The following is a 15,912-nucleotide window of genomic DNA, read 5'->3' as shown; positions in this document are numbered from 1 at the left end:
GAGAGTCCAGCGAACCGCGATTTATTCGAATTGTTCTGCGAACTCTTGCGGCGTATAAGCCCGGATGGCAAGCGCGTGCACGCCGCGCCGCATTTCCTCGGCCAGCGCATCATACACCAGCCGATGCCGCGCCACGCGCGCCTTGCCGGCGAAGCGTTCCGCGACGATCGTCACCGTGTAGTGACTGCCCGACGCCGCGCCCGCGTGGCCCGCGTGCGCGGCGCTGTCGTCCTCGATATGGACGGATTGCGGACTCAGCGCCGCTTCGAGACGCGCTTCAAGATGCGCAATCTTGTCCTGCGCGCTGGCGGCCATGAAATCGAAGGCAGCGTTCACTGATTGTCCTCCTTCATGTATTTCGCGAGCCAGAAACTCTGCGCGACGATAAAGAGCACGAGGCAGCCCGTCGCGCCGAAGAGCTTGAAGTTGACCCACTGGTCGGTCGTGAAGTGATAGGCGACGAAGAGGTTCACGATGCCGAGCAGCGCGAAAAACACCGCCCACGCGATATTCAACTGTCCCCACACGCGATGCGGCAGCACGATCTGCTTGCCCATCATCGCTTCGATCAGGTTCTTCCTGAAGCCGACTTGCGCGACGATCAGCGCGAACGCGAAGAGCCAGTAAAGGGCAGTGGGCTTCCATTTGATGAACGTGTCGTTATGCAGGACGAGCGTTGCGCCGCCGAACACGACGACGACGCCCAGGCTCACCCACAACATCGGATCGACCTTGCGGTGCCGGAACGCGACCCAAGCGATCTGCACGAGCGTCGCCGCGATCGCGACGGCTGTCGCCGTATAGATGCCCCAAATCTTGAAAGCGACGAAAAAGAGGATGATCGGAAACAGATCGAACAGGAATTTCATTGGCGTCCGGAGATGAGGCGAATGGTGCGATGCGGGGCGCGATGACGCTAAACGAACGCCCGCTCGAAAAGAGCGGGCGCGGGTCGGGCGGCGGCCACGAGCGAGTCTGCTCGCCCGCGTCCGCTCAAGGCTGAACCCGCTTACTTGGGTTCGAATTGTAGCGCAGCCGAGTTGATGCAATACCGGAGGCCCGTCGGCGCGGGGCCGTCCTCGAACACGTGGCCGAGATGCGCGCCGCAGTTCTTGCACTGCACTTCGATACGCAGCATGCCGTGCGAGCGGTCGGTCTTTTCTTTGATCACTTCGCCGTTGATCGGCTTGAAATAGCTCGGCCAGCCGCAGCCGGCGTCGAACTTGGTGTCGGATTCGAAAAGCGGGGTGCCGCAACACACGCAGTCGTACACGCCGCGCTCGAAATGATCCCAGTATTCGCCAGTGAACGGCCGTTCGGTCGCCGCGTGGCGCGTGACCTGGTATTGCATCTCGTTGAGTTCACGGCGATAGGCCGCGTCGTCCTTTTGCAGCGGATGCTCGGTGGCGCCGGGGGTGTCGTCTCGGTTCATGGTCTTCCTTTCGTTGCTCTCGTTGCTCTGGGCAGTGTAGTTGGGGGCGGGCTCAGGAAGAACAACTGACTTCCAGGTCGCTCGCCCAGTCCGGCGGCAGGCCGGCGTATGCCTCGTTCTCGGGTTGTTCGTCGAATGGACGGCGCAGCACGTCAAGCAAGCGCGCAACTTCCGAGAAGTCTTTCTCGTTCGCCTGACGGATGGCCTGCTCGGCGAGGTGATTGCGCAGCACGTACTTCGGATTCACGCGATTCATCGCCGCCGCGCGGGCCGCATCGTCGCGAGATTCATACGCGAGGCGCTCGCGATACTGCACCGCCCACGCGTCGAAGGCCGCGCGGTCGAGAAAGAGATCGCGCACGGGCGCGTCGGCCGAAGCGTCTGCTTTCGCGATCTTCGACAGATTGCGGAACGTCAGCGTGAAGTCCGCGCGATTGGCGTGCATGATCTCGAGCAGACCGTTGGCGAGCTTGTCGTCGCCTTCGCGCGCGGTCTCGAGACCGAGCTTCGCGCGCATCTTGTCTTCGAGCGCGGGCGCGAAATAGGTCTTGTAGTGTTCGAGCACCTTCTGCGCTTCCTCCACCACGCGTTCCGCGCGGCCTTCTTCCGGCAGATTCGCGCCGAAGAGCGGCACGAGCGCCTGCGCGAGACAGAACAGGTTCCAGTACCCGACCTGCGGCTGCCGGCTATACGCATAGCGGCCCTGCGTATCCGTGTGATTGCAGATGTGATGCGCGTTGAAGCCGTCCATGAAGCCGAACGGACCGTAGTCGATCGTGAGGCCGAGAATCGACATGTTGTCGGTATTCATCACGCCGTGGCAGAAACCCACGCTTTGCCATTGCGCCATGAGTTCCGCCGTGCGTCGCACGACTTCATCGAGCAGCGCGAGATACGGATCGTCGGCGTCGCGGCACTGCGGATAGAAACGCTCGATGACGTGATCCGCCAGCGTCTTGAGATCGTCCACGCGCTCGTTCGCGTAAAAATGCTCGAAGTTGCCGAAGCGCACGAAGCTCGGCGCGATGCGCGTGGCGATCGCCGCCGTCTCGATGGTCTCGCGGCGCACCGGCAAGTCCGAGCCGATGACGGCGAGCGCGCGCGTCGTCGGAATGCCGAGATGATGCATCGCTTCCGAACACAGAAATTCGCGGATGGACGAGCGCAGCACCGCGCGGCCATCGCCCATGCGCGAATACGGCGTGCGGCCCGCGCCTTTCAGCTGCACTTCGAGGCGCGCGCCGGCGCGATCGACTTCGCCGAGCGTGAGCGCGCGGCCATCGCCCAGTTGACCGGCCCACACGCCGAACTGATGCCCGGAATAGACCGCCGCATACGGCAGCGCTTCGGGCGGCCATTCGCGCGTGGGGTTGCCCGCGAAGTAAGCGGCGAACGCGGCTGGTTCGTCTTCCGCGATGCGCGCGTCGAAGCCGAGCAGTTCGGCCGCCTCGCGCGACACGGCGACGACATACGGATCGGGAACGGGCGTGGCGGGAAGGCGGGTGAAAAACGCGGGACCGAGCGACGCGAACGAACCGGGACGGTTGCTTTGAATCGACTCGGCAACGGCTTCCATCGACTGCGGCATCGACTGCTCGCCAAGATCGGGCTCGGCTGCGCCGGTCGATGCGCGCACGGCATTGCTTGGGGAAAACGACATGTTGAGCGCCTCAGAGTTAAACGATATTGTAATTCCGCGCCCGCGGGCCTGCAGGGCGGCACTCGGGCAGCTGTCGGACCATCTGTCGGAACCATCCACTCGTCGAGGACTTCACACATGGCGTCGCCGCTTTACGGTCAGATGATGGACATCCCGCTGCTCGCGTCATCATTGCTCTCGCATGCGGCGCGCCACTTCGGCGATACGGAGATCGTGTCGAAGCGCATCGAGGGCGATATCCATCGCTACACGTATCGCGACTGCGAGAAACGCGCGAAGCAAGTCGCGCAGGCGCTCGCCGCGCTCGGCGTCGAACAGGGCGAGCGCATCGGCACGCTCGCGTGGAACGGCTACCGGCATCTGGAGTGCTATTACGGCGTGAGCGGCATGGGCGCCGTGTGCCACACCATCAATCCGCGGCTCTTTCCGGATCAGATCGCGTTCATCATCGACCACGCCGACGATTCGTACGTCTTCTTCGACATGACGTTCGGCCCGCTCGTCGAACGCATCGCGCCGCATTGCCCGAACGTGAAAGGCTGGATCGCGCTAGGCGACGCCGCGTGCATCGCCGAACATCTTGGCGACATGAGCGTGCCCGTCTTGAGCTACGAAAGCCTCATCGCGGCGCAAGACGGCGTGTTCGAATGGCCGGTGCTCGACGAACGGCAAGCCTCGTTTCTCTGCTATACGTCCGGCACGACCGGCAATCCGAAGGGCGCGCTGTATTCGCATCGCTCGACTGTTTTGCATGCGTACGCCGCCGCGCTGCCCGATGCGATGGGCGCTTCGTCGAGCGATGCGATTCTTCCCGTCGTGCCGATGTTTCACGTCAACGCATGGGGCATTCCGCACGCGGGGCCGCTCGTCGGCGCGAAGCTCGTGTTTCCGGGCAAAGACCTCGACGGCAAGTCGCTCTACGAATTGATGGAAGCCGAAGGCGTCACATATTCGGCGGGCGTGCCGACGGTATGGCTCGGACTCCTTAATTACATGAAGCAGGCGGACAAGCGTTTTTCAACGCTCAAGCGCACCGTGATCGGCGGCTCCGCGTGTCCGCCCGCGATGCTGCGCACGTTCGAAGAAGAATACGGCGTCGAAGTGATTCATGCGTGGGGCATGACGGAGATGTCGCCGCTCGGCACGCTCGCGCGCCTGTCATTCCGCCAGAAGCAGCGCACGCCGGAGGAGCAGCGCGCGTCGCGCGAAAAGCAGGGCCATGCGCTTTTCGGCGTGGACATGAAAGTGGTCGGCGACGACGGCCAGGAACTGCCGTGGGACGGCCAGTCGTTCGGCGATCTCTACGTGCGCGGGCCGTGGGTCATCGACCGCTATTACCGCCGCGACGAATCCCCGCTCGTCGACGGCTGGTTCCCGACCGGCGACGTCGCAACCATCGACGCTGACGGATTCATGCACATCACTGACCGCAGCAAGGACGTCATCAAATCGGGCGGCGAATGGATCAGCTCGATCGATCTGGAGAACATCGCGATGTCGCATCCGCAAGTGGCGGAGGCCGCGTGCATCGCGTGTTCGCATCCCAAGTGGACCGAGCGGCCGATGATCGTCGCCGTGCTGCGGCCGGGCGCGACGCTCACGCGCGATGAACTGCTCGCGTTCTACGAAGGCAAGGTCGCGAAGTGGTGGATTCCGGACGACGTCGTCTTCGCGGACGAGCTGCCGCACACGGCCACGGGCAAGCTCCAGAAGGTGCGCCTGCGCGAGCAGTACCGCGATCATGTGCTGCCTGTCGCGGAAGAGAAAGCGCTCTGATACGCCCTGCGCCGCGGCGCGTGCCTGCTTGCATCGCGTTCGGGCATAGCCGAATTGAACGGCCGTTCGCCTTTGTATATTCTTTCCCGATCGCCCACAATGAGCCATCACGCGAGAGGGGAATCATTCATGGCAGTCGACTATACGGTCCGTGAAGGCGTTGCCGTCATTACGCTCGACAATCCGCCGGTCAACGGCCTCGGACATTCGACGCGGCTTGGCATCGTCGAAGGCATCGAGCGGGCGCGCAGCGATGCGTCGGTGCATGCGATCGTGCTGATCGGCGCGGGAAAGGCGTTCTCGGGCGGCGCGGACATCACCGAGTTCAACACGCCGAAGGCGACGCAGGAGCCGACGCTCGCCACCGTCATCAAGGCCGTCGAGGGCAGCGAGAAGCCGGTCGTCGCGGCGATTCACGCAGTCGCAATGGGCGGCGGGCTTGAACTCGCGCTGGGCGCGCACTATCGCATCGCGTCGCCGGGCGCGCAGATCGCGCTGCCGGAAGTGAAGCTCGGCCTTTTGCCCGGGGCGGGCGGCACGCAGCGTTTGCCGCGCGTGGTCGGGCTCGAGCGGGCGCTCGACATGATCGTGTCCGGCACGCCGGTGCGTTCGGAAAAGCTCGCCGACACCGCGCTCTTCGACGAAATGGCGCAAGGCGATCTGCGCGATTCCGCCGTTACCTTCGCGCGCCGCGTGGCCGAAAGAAGCGGCCCGCATCCGAAGGTGCGCGATCGGCCAATCGCGCATGACGACGCCGCGCGTTGCTTCGAGTCCGCGCGCCAGGCGATTGCCGAGAAAGCCAAGCACTTTCCCGCGCCGCACAAGTGCATCGATGCCATCGAGATGGGCGCGAACGCAGGCTTCGATCGCGGTCTTGCCTTCGAGCGCGAGTGCTTTCTCTTCCTCGTGCAGACACCGGAAAGCCGCGCGCTGCGCCATGCGTTTTTCGCCGAGCGCGCGGCCAGCAAGATCGCGGACGTGCCGTCGAATACGCCGGTTCGGACGATCGAACGCATCGGCGTGGTCGGTGCGGGAACGATGGGCGGCGGCATCGCGATGAACTTCATCAACGCGGGCTTGCCCGTTGTGCTGCTGGAAAGCAGACAAGACGCGCTCGACCGCGGCCTCGCCACGATACGGCGCAACTACCAAGCGCAGGTACAAAAGGGCAAGCTGAAGCCGGAACAGCTCGAAGCGCGCACGGCGCTTCTCCAGCCGACGCTCGACTACGCCGATCTCGCGCAAGCCGATCTGATCATCGAAGCCGTGTTCGAAGATCTCGACGTGAAAGCGCAGGTCTTCCGTCAACTCGACGCAATCGCGAAGCCGGGCGCGATCCTCACGTCGAATACATCGACGCTCGATCTCGACAAGATCGCAGCATTCACCGCGCGTCCCGAAGATGTCATCGGCATGCACTTCTTCAGTCCGGCCAACGTCATGAAGCTGCTCGAAGTGGTGCGCGGCGAGAAGACCGGGAAAGACGTGCTCGCGACCGTCATGCAGCTTGCCAGAAAAATCGGCAAGACGGCGGTGGTGGCGCGCGTCTGCGACGGCTTCATCGGCAACCGCATGATCGAGCAATATGTGCGGCAGGCGCTTTTCATGCTCGAAGAAGGCGCGCTGCCGGCGCAGATCGACCGCGCGATCGAGCGCTTCGGCTTTGCGATGGGTCCGTTCCGCATGAGCGATCTCGCGGGCAACGACATCGGCTGGGCCATCCGCAAGCGCCGCTATCGCGAGCAGCCGGACATGCGCTATTCGGGCGTTGCGGACCGGTTATGCGAATCGGGCCGCTTCGGGCAGAAGACAGGCGCGGGCTGGTACGACTACGAAGCGGGCTCGCGTGAGGCGAAGCCGTCGCAAGCGGTGGACGACATGATCGTCGCGTATTCGAAGGAGCAGGGCATCACGCGGCGCGAAATAGGCGACGACGAGATCGTCGAGCGGCTCGTGCTCTCGCTCGTGAACGAGGGCGCGAAGGTTCTGGAGGAAGGCATCGCGGCGAAGGCCTCGGATATCGACATCGTGTATCTGACGGGCTACGGCTTTCCGCTGTGGCGCGGCGGCCCGATGTTCTACGCCGACACGCTCGGCCTGCCGAACGTGGAGCGCGCCATGCGCAAGTACGCAGAAAAGCGCAACGGCGAAGCGTGGCAACCGGCGGCGCGCGTAACCGAACTGGCGGCTGCGAACGGCCGCTTCAACGCATGAGTCCGACATGAAACCAGCCGAAGACGTGCTGCTCCTTATCGATGTGCAATACGACTTCATGCCCGGCGGCGCGCTCGCAGTCGCGCGGGGCGACGAAGTGGTGCCCGTCATCAACCGGCTCGCAAAGGCGTTCTCGCACGTCGTGCTGACGCAGGACTGGCATCCGGCATCGCATGTTTCGTTTGCCACGAATCATGCGGGCCGCGCGCCCTTCGAAACCATCGCGATGCCTTATGGAGAACAGGTCCTCTGGCCGTCGCATTGCGTCCAGGGCACGCCGGGCGCGGCGCTGCATCGCGATCTCGACGCGCCTCATGCGCGGCTGATCGTGCGCAAGGGGCATCACGAACGCGTCGACAGCTATTCGGCTTTCGTCGAGGCGGATCGCACGACGCCGACCGGTCTCGCCGGCTATCTGCGCGAAGTGGGCGCGAAGCGCGTGTGGCTCGCGGGTCTGGCGACCGACTATTGCGTTGCGTGGTCCGCGCTCGATGCGCGCGCTGCGGGCTTCGAAGCCAGCGTGATCGAAGATGCGTGCCGCGCCATCGACTTGAACGGCTCGCTGGAACGCGCGTGGTCCGACATGCGCGCGGCGGGCGTCGCGCGGGTGCAGTCGGACGATGTACTGCGACAAGGCTGAACGCGATTTTTGCTACGCTTGGCGCTTCGTTCGTTCATTCGCATAACAGGAGCCGCCGTGCTACGTCATATCGTCATGTGGAAGCTGAAGGAATCCGCCGAGGGCGCGGATCGCGCGGAAAACGCGCAAAAGCTCAAGACCAGGCTCGAAACCTGCCGCAGCCTCGTGAAAGGGCAAGGGCACTTCGAAGTCGGCATCGCGCAGCCGGGCTTCGACTGCACGTATGACGTCGTGCTCGTCTCGGACTTCGACGACGCCGCTTCGCTGCACGCGTATCAGGTCCACCCGAAGCATCTCGCCGTGAAGGACTTCGTGACAGCGGTCCACGAAGCGCGTCAATGCCTCGACTACGAGGTGTGACCGCGATGAACGATACGTCCAACAACGCCGCGAACCACGGCGCCGCGATAGAAAGCCCGTTCATCGACGCGCTCGGCGTGCAGCTCGTGAAAGCCGTCGATGGCGAAGGCGAAGTGCGCCTGCCGCTCGGTGAATCGCATCTGAACACGTGGGGCATCGCGCACGGCGGCGTCACGATGACCCTGCTCGACGCCGCGCTCGCCATTGCGGCGCGCAGTGTCGCGGGCGATGGCGTCGGCGTCGTCACGGTCGAGATGAAGGTGAACTTCATGCAGCCGGGACGCGGCGAGTTGCGCGGCTACGGGCGCGTGCTGCACCGCTCGACGACGATGGCCTACTGCGAAGGCGAAATCCGCGACAGCGAAGGCCATTTCGTCGCGAAGGCGCTCGGCACGTTCAAATACATGAAGCGGCTTGCGGTAGGCCGCGACGTCGTGCGCCAGAAACTGCGTTCCGATCCCGAAGCCACGCCCGGCCCGAGCGACGCCTGATAAGGAGACTCCACATGGCAGACGCACAGATCAACCGTCAGATCCTCCTCGTTTCGCGTCCAGAAGGCGAAGCGTCGGCGGACAATTTCAAGCTCGTCGAGACGCCGCTCGCGCCGCTCGGCGAAGGGCAGGTGCGCGTGCGCAATCACTTTCTCTCGCTCGACCCGTACATGCGCGGACGGATGAACGACACAAAATCGTATGCGCCGCCGCAACCGCTCAACGAAGTGATGATCGGCGGGACCGTCGGCGAAGTGATCGAGTCGCGCAATCCGGCGTTCAAGACGGGCGACAAGGTCGTCGGCATGTTCGGCTGGCAGGAATACGGCACGTCCGATGGCAAAGGCATGCAGATCGTCGACACGACACACGTGCCGCTTTCCGCTTATCTCGGGCCGGTCGGCATGCCGGGCGTCACCGCTTGGTACGGCCTCAACCGGATCATCGAGCCGAAGGCGGGCGAGACGGTCGTCGTATCGGCGGCGAGCGGGGCGGTCGGCAGTGTGGTCGGCCAGCTCGCGAAGGCGGCGGGCTGCCGCGCGGTCGGCATCGCGGGCGGCGAGGAGAAGTGTCGCTATGTGGTGGAGACGCTCGGCTTCGACGCGTGCGTCGATTACAAGGCCGGCAACCTGCGCGACGATCTGAAGGCGGCCGCGCCGAACGGTGTCGATGGCTACTTCGAGAACGTCGGCGGCGAAGTGCTCGACGCGGTGCTCGCGCGCATGAACGCGTTCGGCCGCATCGCGCTGTGCGGCATGATCTCCGGCTACGAGGGCAAGCCCTTGCCGATGAAAGCGCCCGCGCTCTTGCTCACGCAGCGGCTGAAGCTGCAAGGGTTCATCGTCAGCGAGCACATGGACGTGTGGCCGCAGGCGCTGAAAGAACTCGGCGCTGCGGTCGCGTCCGGAAAGCTCAAGTATCGCGAGACGATTGCCGAAGGCATCGAAAGCGCGCCGGAAGCGTTTCTCGGCCTCTTGCGCGGCAAGAACTTCGGCAAGCAACTCGTGAAGCTGATCTGACGACAGCAAAGGAATTCGCGTGGACAGCTTCGAAGGCAAGGTGGCCGTCATCACCGGCGCGGGCAGCGGTTTCGGCCGCGAGTTCGCGTACAAGGCTGCGTCGCTCGGCATGAATCTGGTGCTCGCCGATATCGACGACACCGCGCTCGCCGCCACCGTCGATGCGGTGCGCGCGCAAGGCGGCGACGCGCTCGGCGTGCGCACGGACGTCTCCGACGCGGCGCAAGTCGATGCGCTCGCGCGCGCTGCGCTCGATGCATACGGCGGCGTGCATCTGCTCTTCAACAACGCGGGCGTGGGCGCGGGCGGCTTCGTCTGGGAGAACAGCGCGAAGGACTGGCAGTGGGTCTTCGGCGTGAACGTGATGGGCGTGGCGAACGGCGTGCGCGCCTTCACGCCGATCATGCTGAAGCAGGCGGAGCCGGCGCATATCGTGAACACGGCGTCGGTGGCCGGGCTGCTCGCCGCGCCCGCGATGGGCGTCTACAACGCATCGAAGCACGCGGTCGTCGCGCTCACCGAGACGCTTCATCACGATCTGCGGCTCGCGGGTGCGTCCATCGGCGTGTCGCTTTTGTGCCCGGCGTTCGTGCCGACCGGCATTGCGGATGCCGAGCGCTCGCGGCCCGACGCGCTCGCCAACGACGCGCCGCTGACCGCATCGCAGAAAATGGCCGCGCGGCAATTGACGCGCGCGGTGGAAAGCGGGCGGCTGTCGGCGCGCGACATCGCCGAACTCACGTTCGACGCGGTCCGCGAAGGCCGCTTCTACGTGATCACGCATCCGGGCATCATGGCGTCGATTCGGCTGCGGCTGGACGATATCGCGCAACTGCGGAATCCGAGCGATCCGATGTCGCTCAAATCGCAGCCGAAGCAGGGCTAGCGGCGTTCGTGGCATTATCGTGAGCCTTCGTATCCGCCTCGCGCTTGCCCGATGCCGCTCAATCCCAAGATCGCGCAGATCCTAGAAATGGTCGCGCGCGCGAACCGTCCGCCGTATCACACGCTCACGCCCGACGAAGCGCGCGCCGCCTATGCGATGAGCGCGCCCATCCTCGATATCGCGCCGTTGCCGTTGCACAGCGTCGAGGATATGCGCATTGCCACGCGCGATGGCGGCGAGATCGGCGTGCGCGTCTACCATTCCGTCGCGCCGAGTTGGGCCGAGCCTGCGCCCGCGCTGCTCTATCTGCATGGCGGCGGCTTCACGGTGGGCAGCATCGCGACGCACGATGCGCTCTGCCGCAAGTTCGCGCACGACGCGCGCTGCACAGTCGTTTCGGTCGATTACCGGCTGGCGCCGGAGCACAAGTTCCCGGTCGCCGTGAACGACGCCTTCGACGCGCTGCAATGGCTTGCGCGCGAAGCGCCGATGCTCGGCATCGATCCGGCGCGGCTCGCGATCGGCGGCGACAGCGCGGGCGGCACGCTCGCCACCGTCTGCGCGGTGCTGGCGCGCGACGCAGGCATCGCGCTGCGGCTGCAACTGCTGATCTATCCGGGCACGAGCGCGCGGCAAGAGAGCGAATCGCATGCGCGTCTCGCGCAAGGCTATCTGTTGTCGGGCGAGACCATTCAGTGGTTCTTCGCTCAGTATCTGCGCGATGACCGCGACCGCGACGACTGGCGCTTCGCCCCGCTCGATGCAGCGGGCGGCCAGCCGGATTTCGCGGGCGTCGCGCCGGCGTGGATCGCGGCGGCGGACCACGATCCGCTCTACGACGAAGACATCGCATATGCGGCGAAGCTGGAAGCCGCGGGCGTACCGGTGACGCTCGCGCGCTATGAAGGCATGATCCACGAGTTCTTCAAGATGGGCGGCTTCGTGCCGGAAGTGGCGCAGGCACATGCGGATGCGGTGCGGGCGCTGAAGGCGGCGTTCGGAAGCTGAGCCTTACGCAATCTCAAACGAAAACGCCCGCTCCACATTCCCCGGCCTGACGATGCGATGCGAGCCGTCGTCATCGCTGCGTTCCTTGATCGAGAGCGAAAGGCCGCGTGCAGTCGGCAGCACGCGCAGGGCAGTCGTGCTGCGCGTGCCGTATTCGGGCGTCTCGATGAACGCCGCCGACAGCACGCGCTCCCGCTCGATCGAAATGCCCGTGGACGGCAGATGTTCGTCATCGGCGATGCGCGGATCGCGCAGCGTGTCGATCAGCACATCGAGCGTCGGATGTTCGTCTGCGCGAATGAGGTCCGCGAGCGCCTGACGCTGCACGACGAGCTTCGGCCATGGCGTATTGAGCAGGCTGTTCGACAGACCGTGCACGCCGGCGTCGAGCAACGTGGGCGGCGCATCGGCACGATTGCCGTACCAGCCGAGCTCGCGTCGCGTGAAATCGCCGCAAAGCAAGTTAAAGCCGTTATAGCGATGCCCTTGCTCGGCGACGCGCCGCAGATAGTCCAGCGGCGCTTCGCGTTCGCCCGAAAGAAACGCGCTTACGAGCGTGCCGCGGGTGGGCGCATCAGGGCGCATTTCGCTCGGCGCGCGATAGTTGGTGAGCGCCGCGAAGCGACCGTCGCGGCTCACGCCGAGCCATGTTCCGCCGCCGGTGATGTCGCGGCCGGCCAGCACGCCGGGCGCATCGGTCCACCAGTGCATCGGCTGGGCGTCGCGGCGGAAGAACTCGTCCCGGTTGGCGGCAAGCGTCAGCAGCGCGCGGCCGTCGTCGGAACGCGCGCCGGGTTGCCAGTCGAATACGATCAGGCACATGGGCGCTCAGACGTCCGCAGGAAACGCGTAGGGCAGCGGCAGAAAGTCGAGGCGCGCACCGTCGACGGAACCGACGTGCACGGAGCCGTTATCGAGCGCCGCGAGCTTGATTTCCACCAGACAATCGACACCGCCGCCTTCGGCCGGCGCCGCGTTGACGACCATGCCGCACGGCTGGCCGGGATCGTCGGAATGAAAGAGCGCCGCGCCGGGCGTGGCCGTTTCGCCGTGCGCGAGCGCCGTGCGCCGCTTGATGGTGCCGCGATACTGGCTGCGCGCCACCACTTCCTGCCCTGGATAACAGCCTTTCTTGAAGTTGACGCCGCCGAGCACGTCGAAATTGACCATCTGCGGGACGAATTGCTCGACAGTCGGTTGCGTGATGCGCGGCTCGCCCGCGTGAATGTCGAGCCAGTCCCAGAGCTCGGCGGGCGCGCGCCTGAGCTTCTCGTCGAGCGTCGGCAGGTGCGCCTCGATGTCGGCCTTCGGACCGACCCACAGAAAGCGCGGCCGGCTTGCGGCATCCGGCACGCGGATCAGCGCGCCGTGCGGGCCTTCCACCTTCACGTGGACGCCGTCCGGCAGCGCGTCGAAGATGCCCGAGAGCGCCGCGCGCACATCGCCCGCGAAGCCGACAGCGGCGACTTCGGGCGTCGCGTCGGAGAGCTTCGCCTTCGCGCGCAGCACGAACATCGACAGGCGCTTTTGCACGGGCGCCTGAATGTCCTGCGAGATCAAGAGACGCACGGCGTCGGCTGTACGCCACATCAGGAACGAGCCGAGCAGCCGGCCCTTCGCGGAGCAATAGCCCGCGAGGCGCGCGGTGGAGGCATCGAGATGCTGGACGTCGTTCGTGAGCTGGTTATGCAGAAAGGCGACTGCGTCTTCGCCTTTCACGTCGATCACGCCGAACTGCGTGAGCGGCATGTGGACGCCCGCGGTCCGGAGGGCTTCGAAATCGGCGGCGGGAAGGGTACTGGTCTCGGAATTCATAAGGACGATGTGTCGATGCTAGGGACGCGGCCGGTACATCCGGCCCAGCGCAGGTGGGCAGGTCATTATATGGGTCTTGGGCGGGGCGTGTTTTTGCGGGTCGAAGGGCGCGCGGCAGGGAAGGATGATTCGCCCGGTGCAGTCTTCTACGGTGAGCGCAGCCGTAAGGCTCGGCGCTTGGCGAGAACTTGACGAGAATCTTGACGAAAAAGCGCGTCGGCAGTGCGCTCGATTCGTGACGATCAACGGCGCGAGCCACTGAACCGGTGCGCAGCAGAACCCGCCGAGGTTGTGCCGGATGCGGTGGCCTCTCGATGACCCCAGCGCAATCGACGACGCAGCCGAACGCCGGCGTCGCGGCTGCGCGTCGCCGGGCGAGTCCGCTCCGGCAACGCGCTCGATGCCAGCTACTGTTGCTTATTGCGCAGCCGGCGACCTAACGCTCGGCGTGGCGAGCGTGTTGTTGCTCGGGGGCGGGGTGCTGGTCGCCGTACCGTTCGTGGCACTCGGCAGGCCCGAGTTCGGCGCGCCGCCGGACGTGCCGCTGCCGGAGTTGGTCGCGCCCGGCGAGCCGTAGCCGCCGCTTGTCGCGCCGTTGACCTGATTGGCCGGACTGGCGGTGCTGCCGGTCGAGCCACCGCCCGCCTGCGCGAACGCGCCGCCGGACAGCGTCAGTGCGGCGACCGCCGCGATCAATGTGCTCATTGCCTTGCTCATGATCTCTTCCTCCTTGTTCGTTCTCCACAAATGAAGGGCAGACGCTCATCGCCTGCTTATTGAATGGGTCGCAAGTGCCGTGCCGCATTCGCCCGGTCGTTCGAGGCCCGCGCCCGGCTCTGCTATGACCGAAGCATGGCCACATCTATACAATACGGGTCGAAATCGGCCGAACGGCTGCTAAAAGGGAGAGCCGCACGCTGATCCGGTCGCGCGCTCGTCTCCGTCATTACTTCACTACTGCCTCTATTCGTCGTGTCTTTCCTGAAGAAATGCGTCGTGGCCGCGCTGCTCGCCGCGATACTCGCAGCGGCCGTCGCGGGCGGCGTCTACTACTGGGCCAATCGGCCGATGCCGCTTTCCCCCGCCGAACTCGATGTCACCATCAAGCCTCATAGCAGCCTGCGCAGCGTGAGCGCCCAGTTGAATCGCGGCGGCGTGCCTGTCGAGCCCGAGCTCTTCGTGCTGATGACGCGCGTGCTCGGCCTGTCGGCGCAGCTCAAATCCGGCAATTACGCGTTCAAAAGCGGCATCACGCCATACGAGGTGCTGCAAAAAATCGCGCGCGGCGACGTGAACGAATACGTGGCGACGGTCATCGAAGGGTGGACGCTGCAGAAAATGCGCAGCGAACTGGACGGCAACCCGGCGCTCACGCACGACACGGCCGGCATGAGCGATATCGACTTGCTGAAAGCCATCGGCGCGACGGAAGCGGACAAGCCGTCGGCCGAAGGACTCTTTTTCCCCGACACCTATCTCTTCGACAAGGGCACGAGCGACCTCGCCGTCTACAAGCGGGCGTACCGCACGATGCAAAAGCGCCTGGCGGAAGCGTGGGCGACGCGCGCGCCGAATCTGCCGTACAAGACGCCTTACGAGGCGCTGATCATGGCGTCGATCGTCGAGAAGGAGACGGGGCGGGCCTCCGACCGGCCGCTCGTGGCCGCCGTGTTCGCGAACCGGCTGCGCATCGGCATGCCGCTCCAGACGGACCCGAGCGTGATCTACGGGCTCGGCGCGACGTATGAAGGCCATCTGAAGAAAAAGGACCTGCAGACGGACACTCCGTACAATACCTACACGCGCATGGGCCTGCCGCCGACGCCGATCGCGCTGCCGGGCGTGGCCGCGCTCAGCGCCACGCTGAACCCCGCGCCGAGCAGCGCGCTGTATTTCGTGGCGCGCGGCGACGGCAGCAGCATCTTTTCCGACAATCTGGGCGACCACAACAAGGCCGTCGACAAGTACATCCGGGGTCAATGATGGCGCGCGGCACATTCATCACGTTCGAAGGCATCGACGGCGCGGGCAAGACCACGCATCTCGACTGGTTCCGCCAGCAACTGGAAGAGAAGATCGCGGGTAGCGGCCGCCATGTCGTGATGACGCGGGAACCCGGCGGCACCGCGCTCGGCGAAACGCTGCGCGGCATGCTGCTGAATCAGCCGATGGACCTGGAAACCGAGGCGCTTCTGATGTTCGCGGCGCGCCGCGAGCATCTCGCGCAGGTGATCGAACCGGCGCTCGCGCGCGGCGACTGGGTGCTGTCCGACCGCTTCTCGGATGCGACGTTCGCCTATCAGGGCGGCGGGCGCGGTCTGCCGCGCGACAAGCTGGAGGCGCTGGAGCGGTGGGTGCAGGGCGGTTTTCATCCGGATCTCACTGTGCTCTTCGACGTGCCGACCGAGACCGCGAGCGACCGCCGCTCGGCCGCGCGCGCGCCGGACAAGTTCGAAAGCGAGTCGGACGCGTTCTTCGAGCGCACGCGTGCCGAATATCTGCGCCGCGCGGCGGAATCGCCGGAGCGCTTCGTCATCGTCGATTCCACCCAGCCCATCGGCGCGATCCGCGAGCGTCTGAAAGACGTGATCGCGGGCCTCTGATTCTCACG

General features: G+C 65.3%; 17 protein-coding genes. 10 read left to right on the top strand and 7 right to left on the bottom strand.

Annotated features, from left to right (window positions below):
- Positions 1–21 precede the first annotated feature (21 nt).
- From P9239_RS11470 to P9239_RS11455, 4 genes are all read right to left on the bottom strand, one after another.
- Positions 22–315: a BolA family protein gene (locus P9239_RS11470; RefSeq protein ID WP_309754005.1), complete on the bottom strand. Its 294-nt coding sequence runs from the start codon at positions 313–315 to the stop codon at positions 22–24.
- A 17-nt stretch (positions 316–332) separates the two neighbouring features.
- Positions 333–869 (bottom strand): septation protein A, encoded by a 537-nt coding sequence (locus P9239_RS11465; protein WP_175940289.1) that lies wholly within the window; start codon positions 867–869, stop codon positions 333–335.
- Between the two features lie 140 nt (positions 870–1,009).
- The gene (msrB, locus tag P9239_RS11460; protein ID WP_309750817.1) at positions 1,010–1,432 is read right to left on the bottom strand and encodes a peptide-methionine (R)-S-oxide reductase MsrB; all 423 of its coding nucleotides are present in this window, start codon (positions 1,430–1,432) and stop codon (positions 1,010–1,012) included.
- Positions 1,433–1,484: 52 nt separating this feature from the next.
- Complete coding sequence (locus P9239_RS11455; protein WP_404980028.1) at positions 1,485–3,092, bottom strand: protein adenylyltransferase SelO; 1,608 nt, start codon at positions 3,090–3,092, stop codon at positions 1,485–1,487.
- Between the two features lie 117 nt (positions 3,093–3,209).
- On the opposite strand from P9239_RS11455, the gene P9239_RS11450 reads away from it, so the two are divergent.
- The 8 genes from P9239_RS11450 (at position 3,210) to P9239_RS11415 (ending at position 11,486) form a co-directional block, all read left to right on the top strand.
- Entirely contained in the window at positions 3,210–4,868 is a 1,659-nt protein-coding gene (locus P9239_RS11450; protein WP_309750815.1) for a 3-(methylthio)propionyl-CoA ligase, read from the top strand.
- Between the two features lie 129 nt (positions 4,869–4,997).
- Positions 4,998–7,082, top strand: a complete 2,085-nt coding sequence (locus P9239_RS11445; RefSeq protein ID WP_309750813.1) for a 3-hydroxyacyl-CoA dehydrogenase NAD-binding domain-containing protein — start codon at positions 4,998–5,000, stop codon at positions 7,080–7,082.
- Positions 7,083–7,089: 7 nt separating this feature from the next.
- The gene (pncA, locus tag P9239_RS11440) at positions 7,090–7,722 is read left to right on the top strand and encodes a bifunctional nicotinamidase/pyrazinamidase (protein WP_309750811.1); all 633 of its coding nucleotides are present in this window, start codon (positions 7,090–7,092) and stop codon (positions 7,720–7,722) included.
- A gap of 57 nt (positions 7,723–7,779) precedes the next feature.
- Complete coding sequence (locus tag P9239_RS11435; protein ID WP_309750809.1) at positions 7,780–8,082, top strand: Dabb family protein; 303 nt, start codon at positions 7,780–7,782, stop codon at positions 8,080–8,082.
- A gap of 5 nt (positions 8,083–8,087) precedes the next feature.
- Positions 8,088–8,573, top strand: a complete 486-nt coding sequence (locus P9239_RS11430; protein WP_309750807.1) for a PaaI family thioesterase — start codon at positions 8,088–8,090, stop codon at positions 8,571–8,573.
- A gap of 14 nt (positions 8,574–8,587) precedes the next feature.
- Positions 8,588–9,592: an NADP-dependent oxidoreductase gene (locus tag P9239_RS11425; RefSeq protein ID WP_309750804.1), complete on the top strand. Its 1,005-nt coding sequence runs from the start codon at positions 8,588–8,590 to the stop codon at positions 9,590–9,592.
- Positions 9,593–9,611: 19 nt separating this feature from the next.
- Positions 9,612–10,478: an SDR family oxidoreductase gene (locus P9239_RS11420; RefSeq protein ID WP_309750802.1), complete on the top strand. Its 867-nt coding sequence runs from the start codon at positions 9,612–9,614 to the stop codon at positions 10,476–10,478.
- 51 nt (positions 10,479–10,529) lie between these two features.
- Entirely contained in the window at positions 10,530–11,486 is a 957-nt protein-coding gene (locus tag P9239_RS11415) for an alpha/beta hydrolase (protein WP_309750800.1), read from the top strand.
- A 3-nt stretch (positions 11,487–11,489) separates the two neighbouring features.
- Here P9239_RS11415 and P9239_RS11410 read toward each other — a convergent pair whose 3' ends face one another.
- The 3 genes from P9239_RS11410 to P9239_RS11400 all read right to left on the bottom strand — a co-directional run bounded on the left by P9239_RS11410 (position 11,490) and on the right by P9239_RS11400 (position 14,018).
- A complete protein-coding gene (locus tag P9239_RS11410; protein WP_309750798.1) occupies positions 11,490–12,308 on the bottom strand; it encodes an NRDE family protein in 819 nt (272 codons plus the stop codon).
- 6 nt (positions 12,309–12,314) lie between these two features.
- Positions 12,315–13,301 (bottom strand): folate-binding protein, encoded by a 987-nt coding sequence (locus P9239_RS11405; protein WP_309750796.1) that lies wholly within the window; start codon positions 13,299–13,301, stop codon positions 12,315–12,317.
- A gap of 417 nt (positions 13,302–13,718) precedes the next feature.
- Entirely contained in the window at positions 13,719–14,018 is a 300-nt protein-coding gene (locus P9239_RS11400; RefSeq protein ID WP_309750795.1) for a hypothetical protein, read from the bottom strand.
- Between the two features lie 255 nt (positions 14,019–14,273).
- Between P9239_RS11400 and mltG the strand changes: the two genes are divergently transcribed.
- Both mltG and tmk read left to right on the top strand, forming a co-directional pair.
- Positions 14,274–15,284, top strand: a complete 1,011-nt coding sequence (gene mltG, locus P9239_RS11395; RefSeq protein WP_309750793.1) for an endolytic transglycosylase MltG — start codon at positions 14,274–14,276, stop codon at positions 15,282–15,284.
- On the top strand, positions 15,284–15,904 hold the full coding sequence (gene tmk / locus P9239_RS11390) for a dTMP kinase (protein WP_309750790.1): 621 nt from the start codon (positions 15,284–15,286) through the stop codon (positions 15,902–15,904). The genes mltG and tmk overlap by 1 nt, the downstream gene beginning before the upstream one ends.
- The last annotated feature ends 8 nt before the right edge of the window (positions 15,905–15,912 follow it).

This window comes from Caballeronia sp. LZ062 (assembly GCF_031450785.1).
Taxonomy (GTDB): Bacteria; Pseudomonadota; Gammaproteobacteria; order Burkholderiales; family Burkholderiaceae; genus Caballeronia.
The sequence above is the reverse complement of the archived record's forward strand: the minus strand, read 5'-3'. Positions and strand labels throughout refer to the sequence as shown.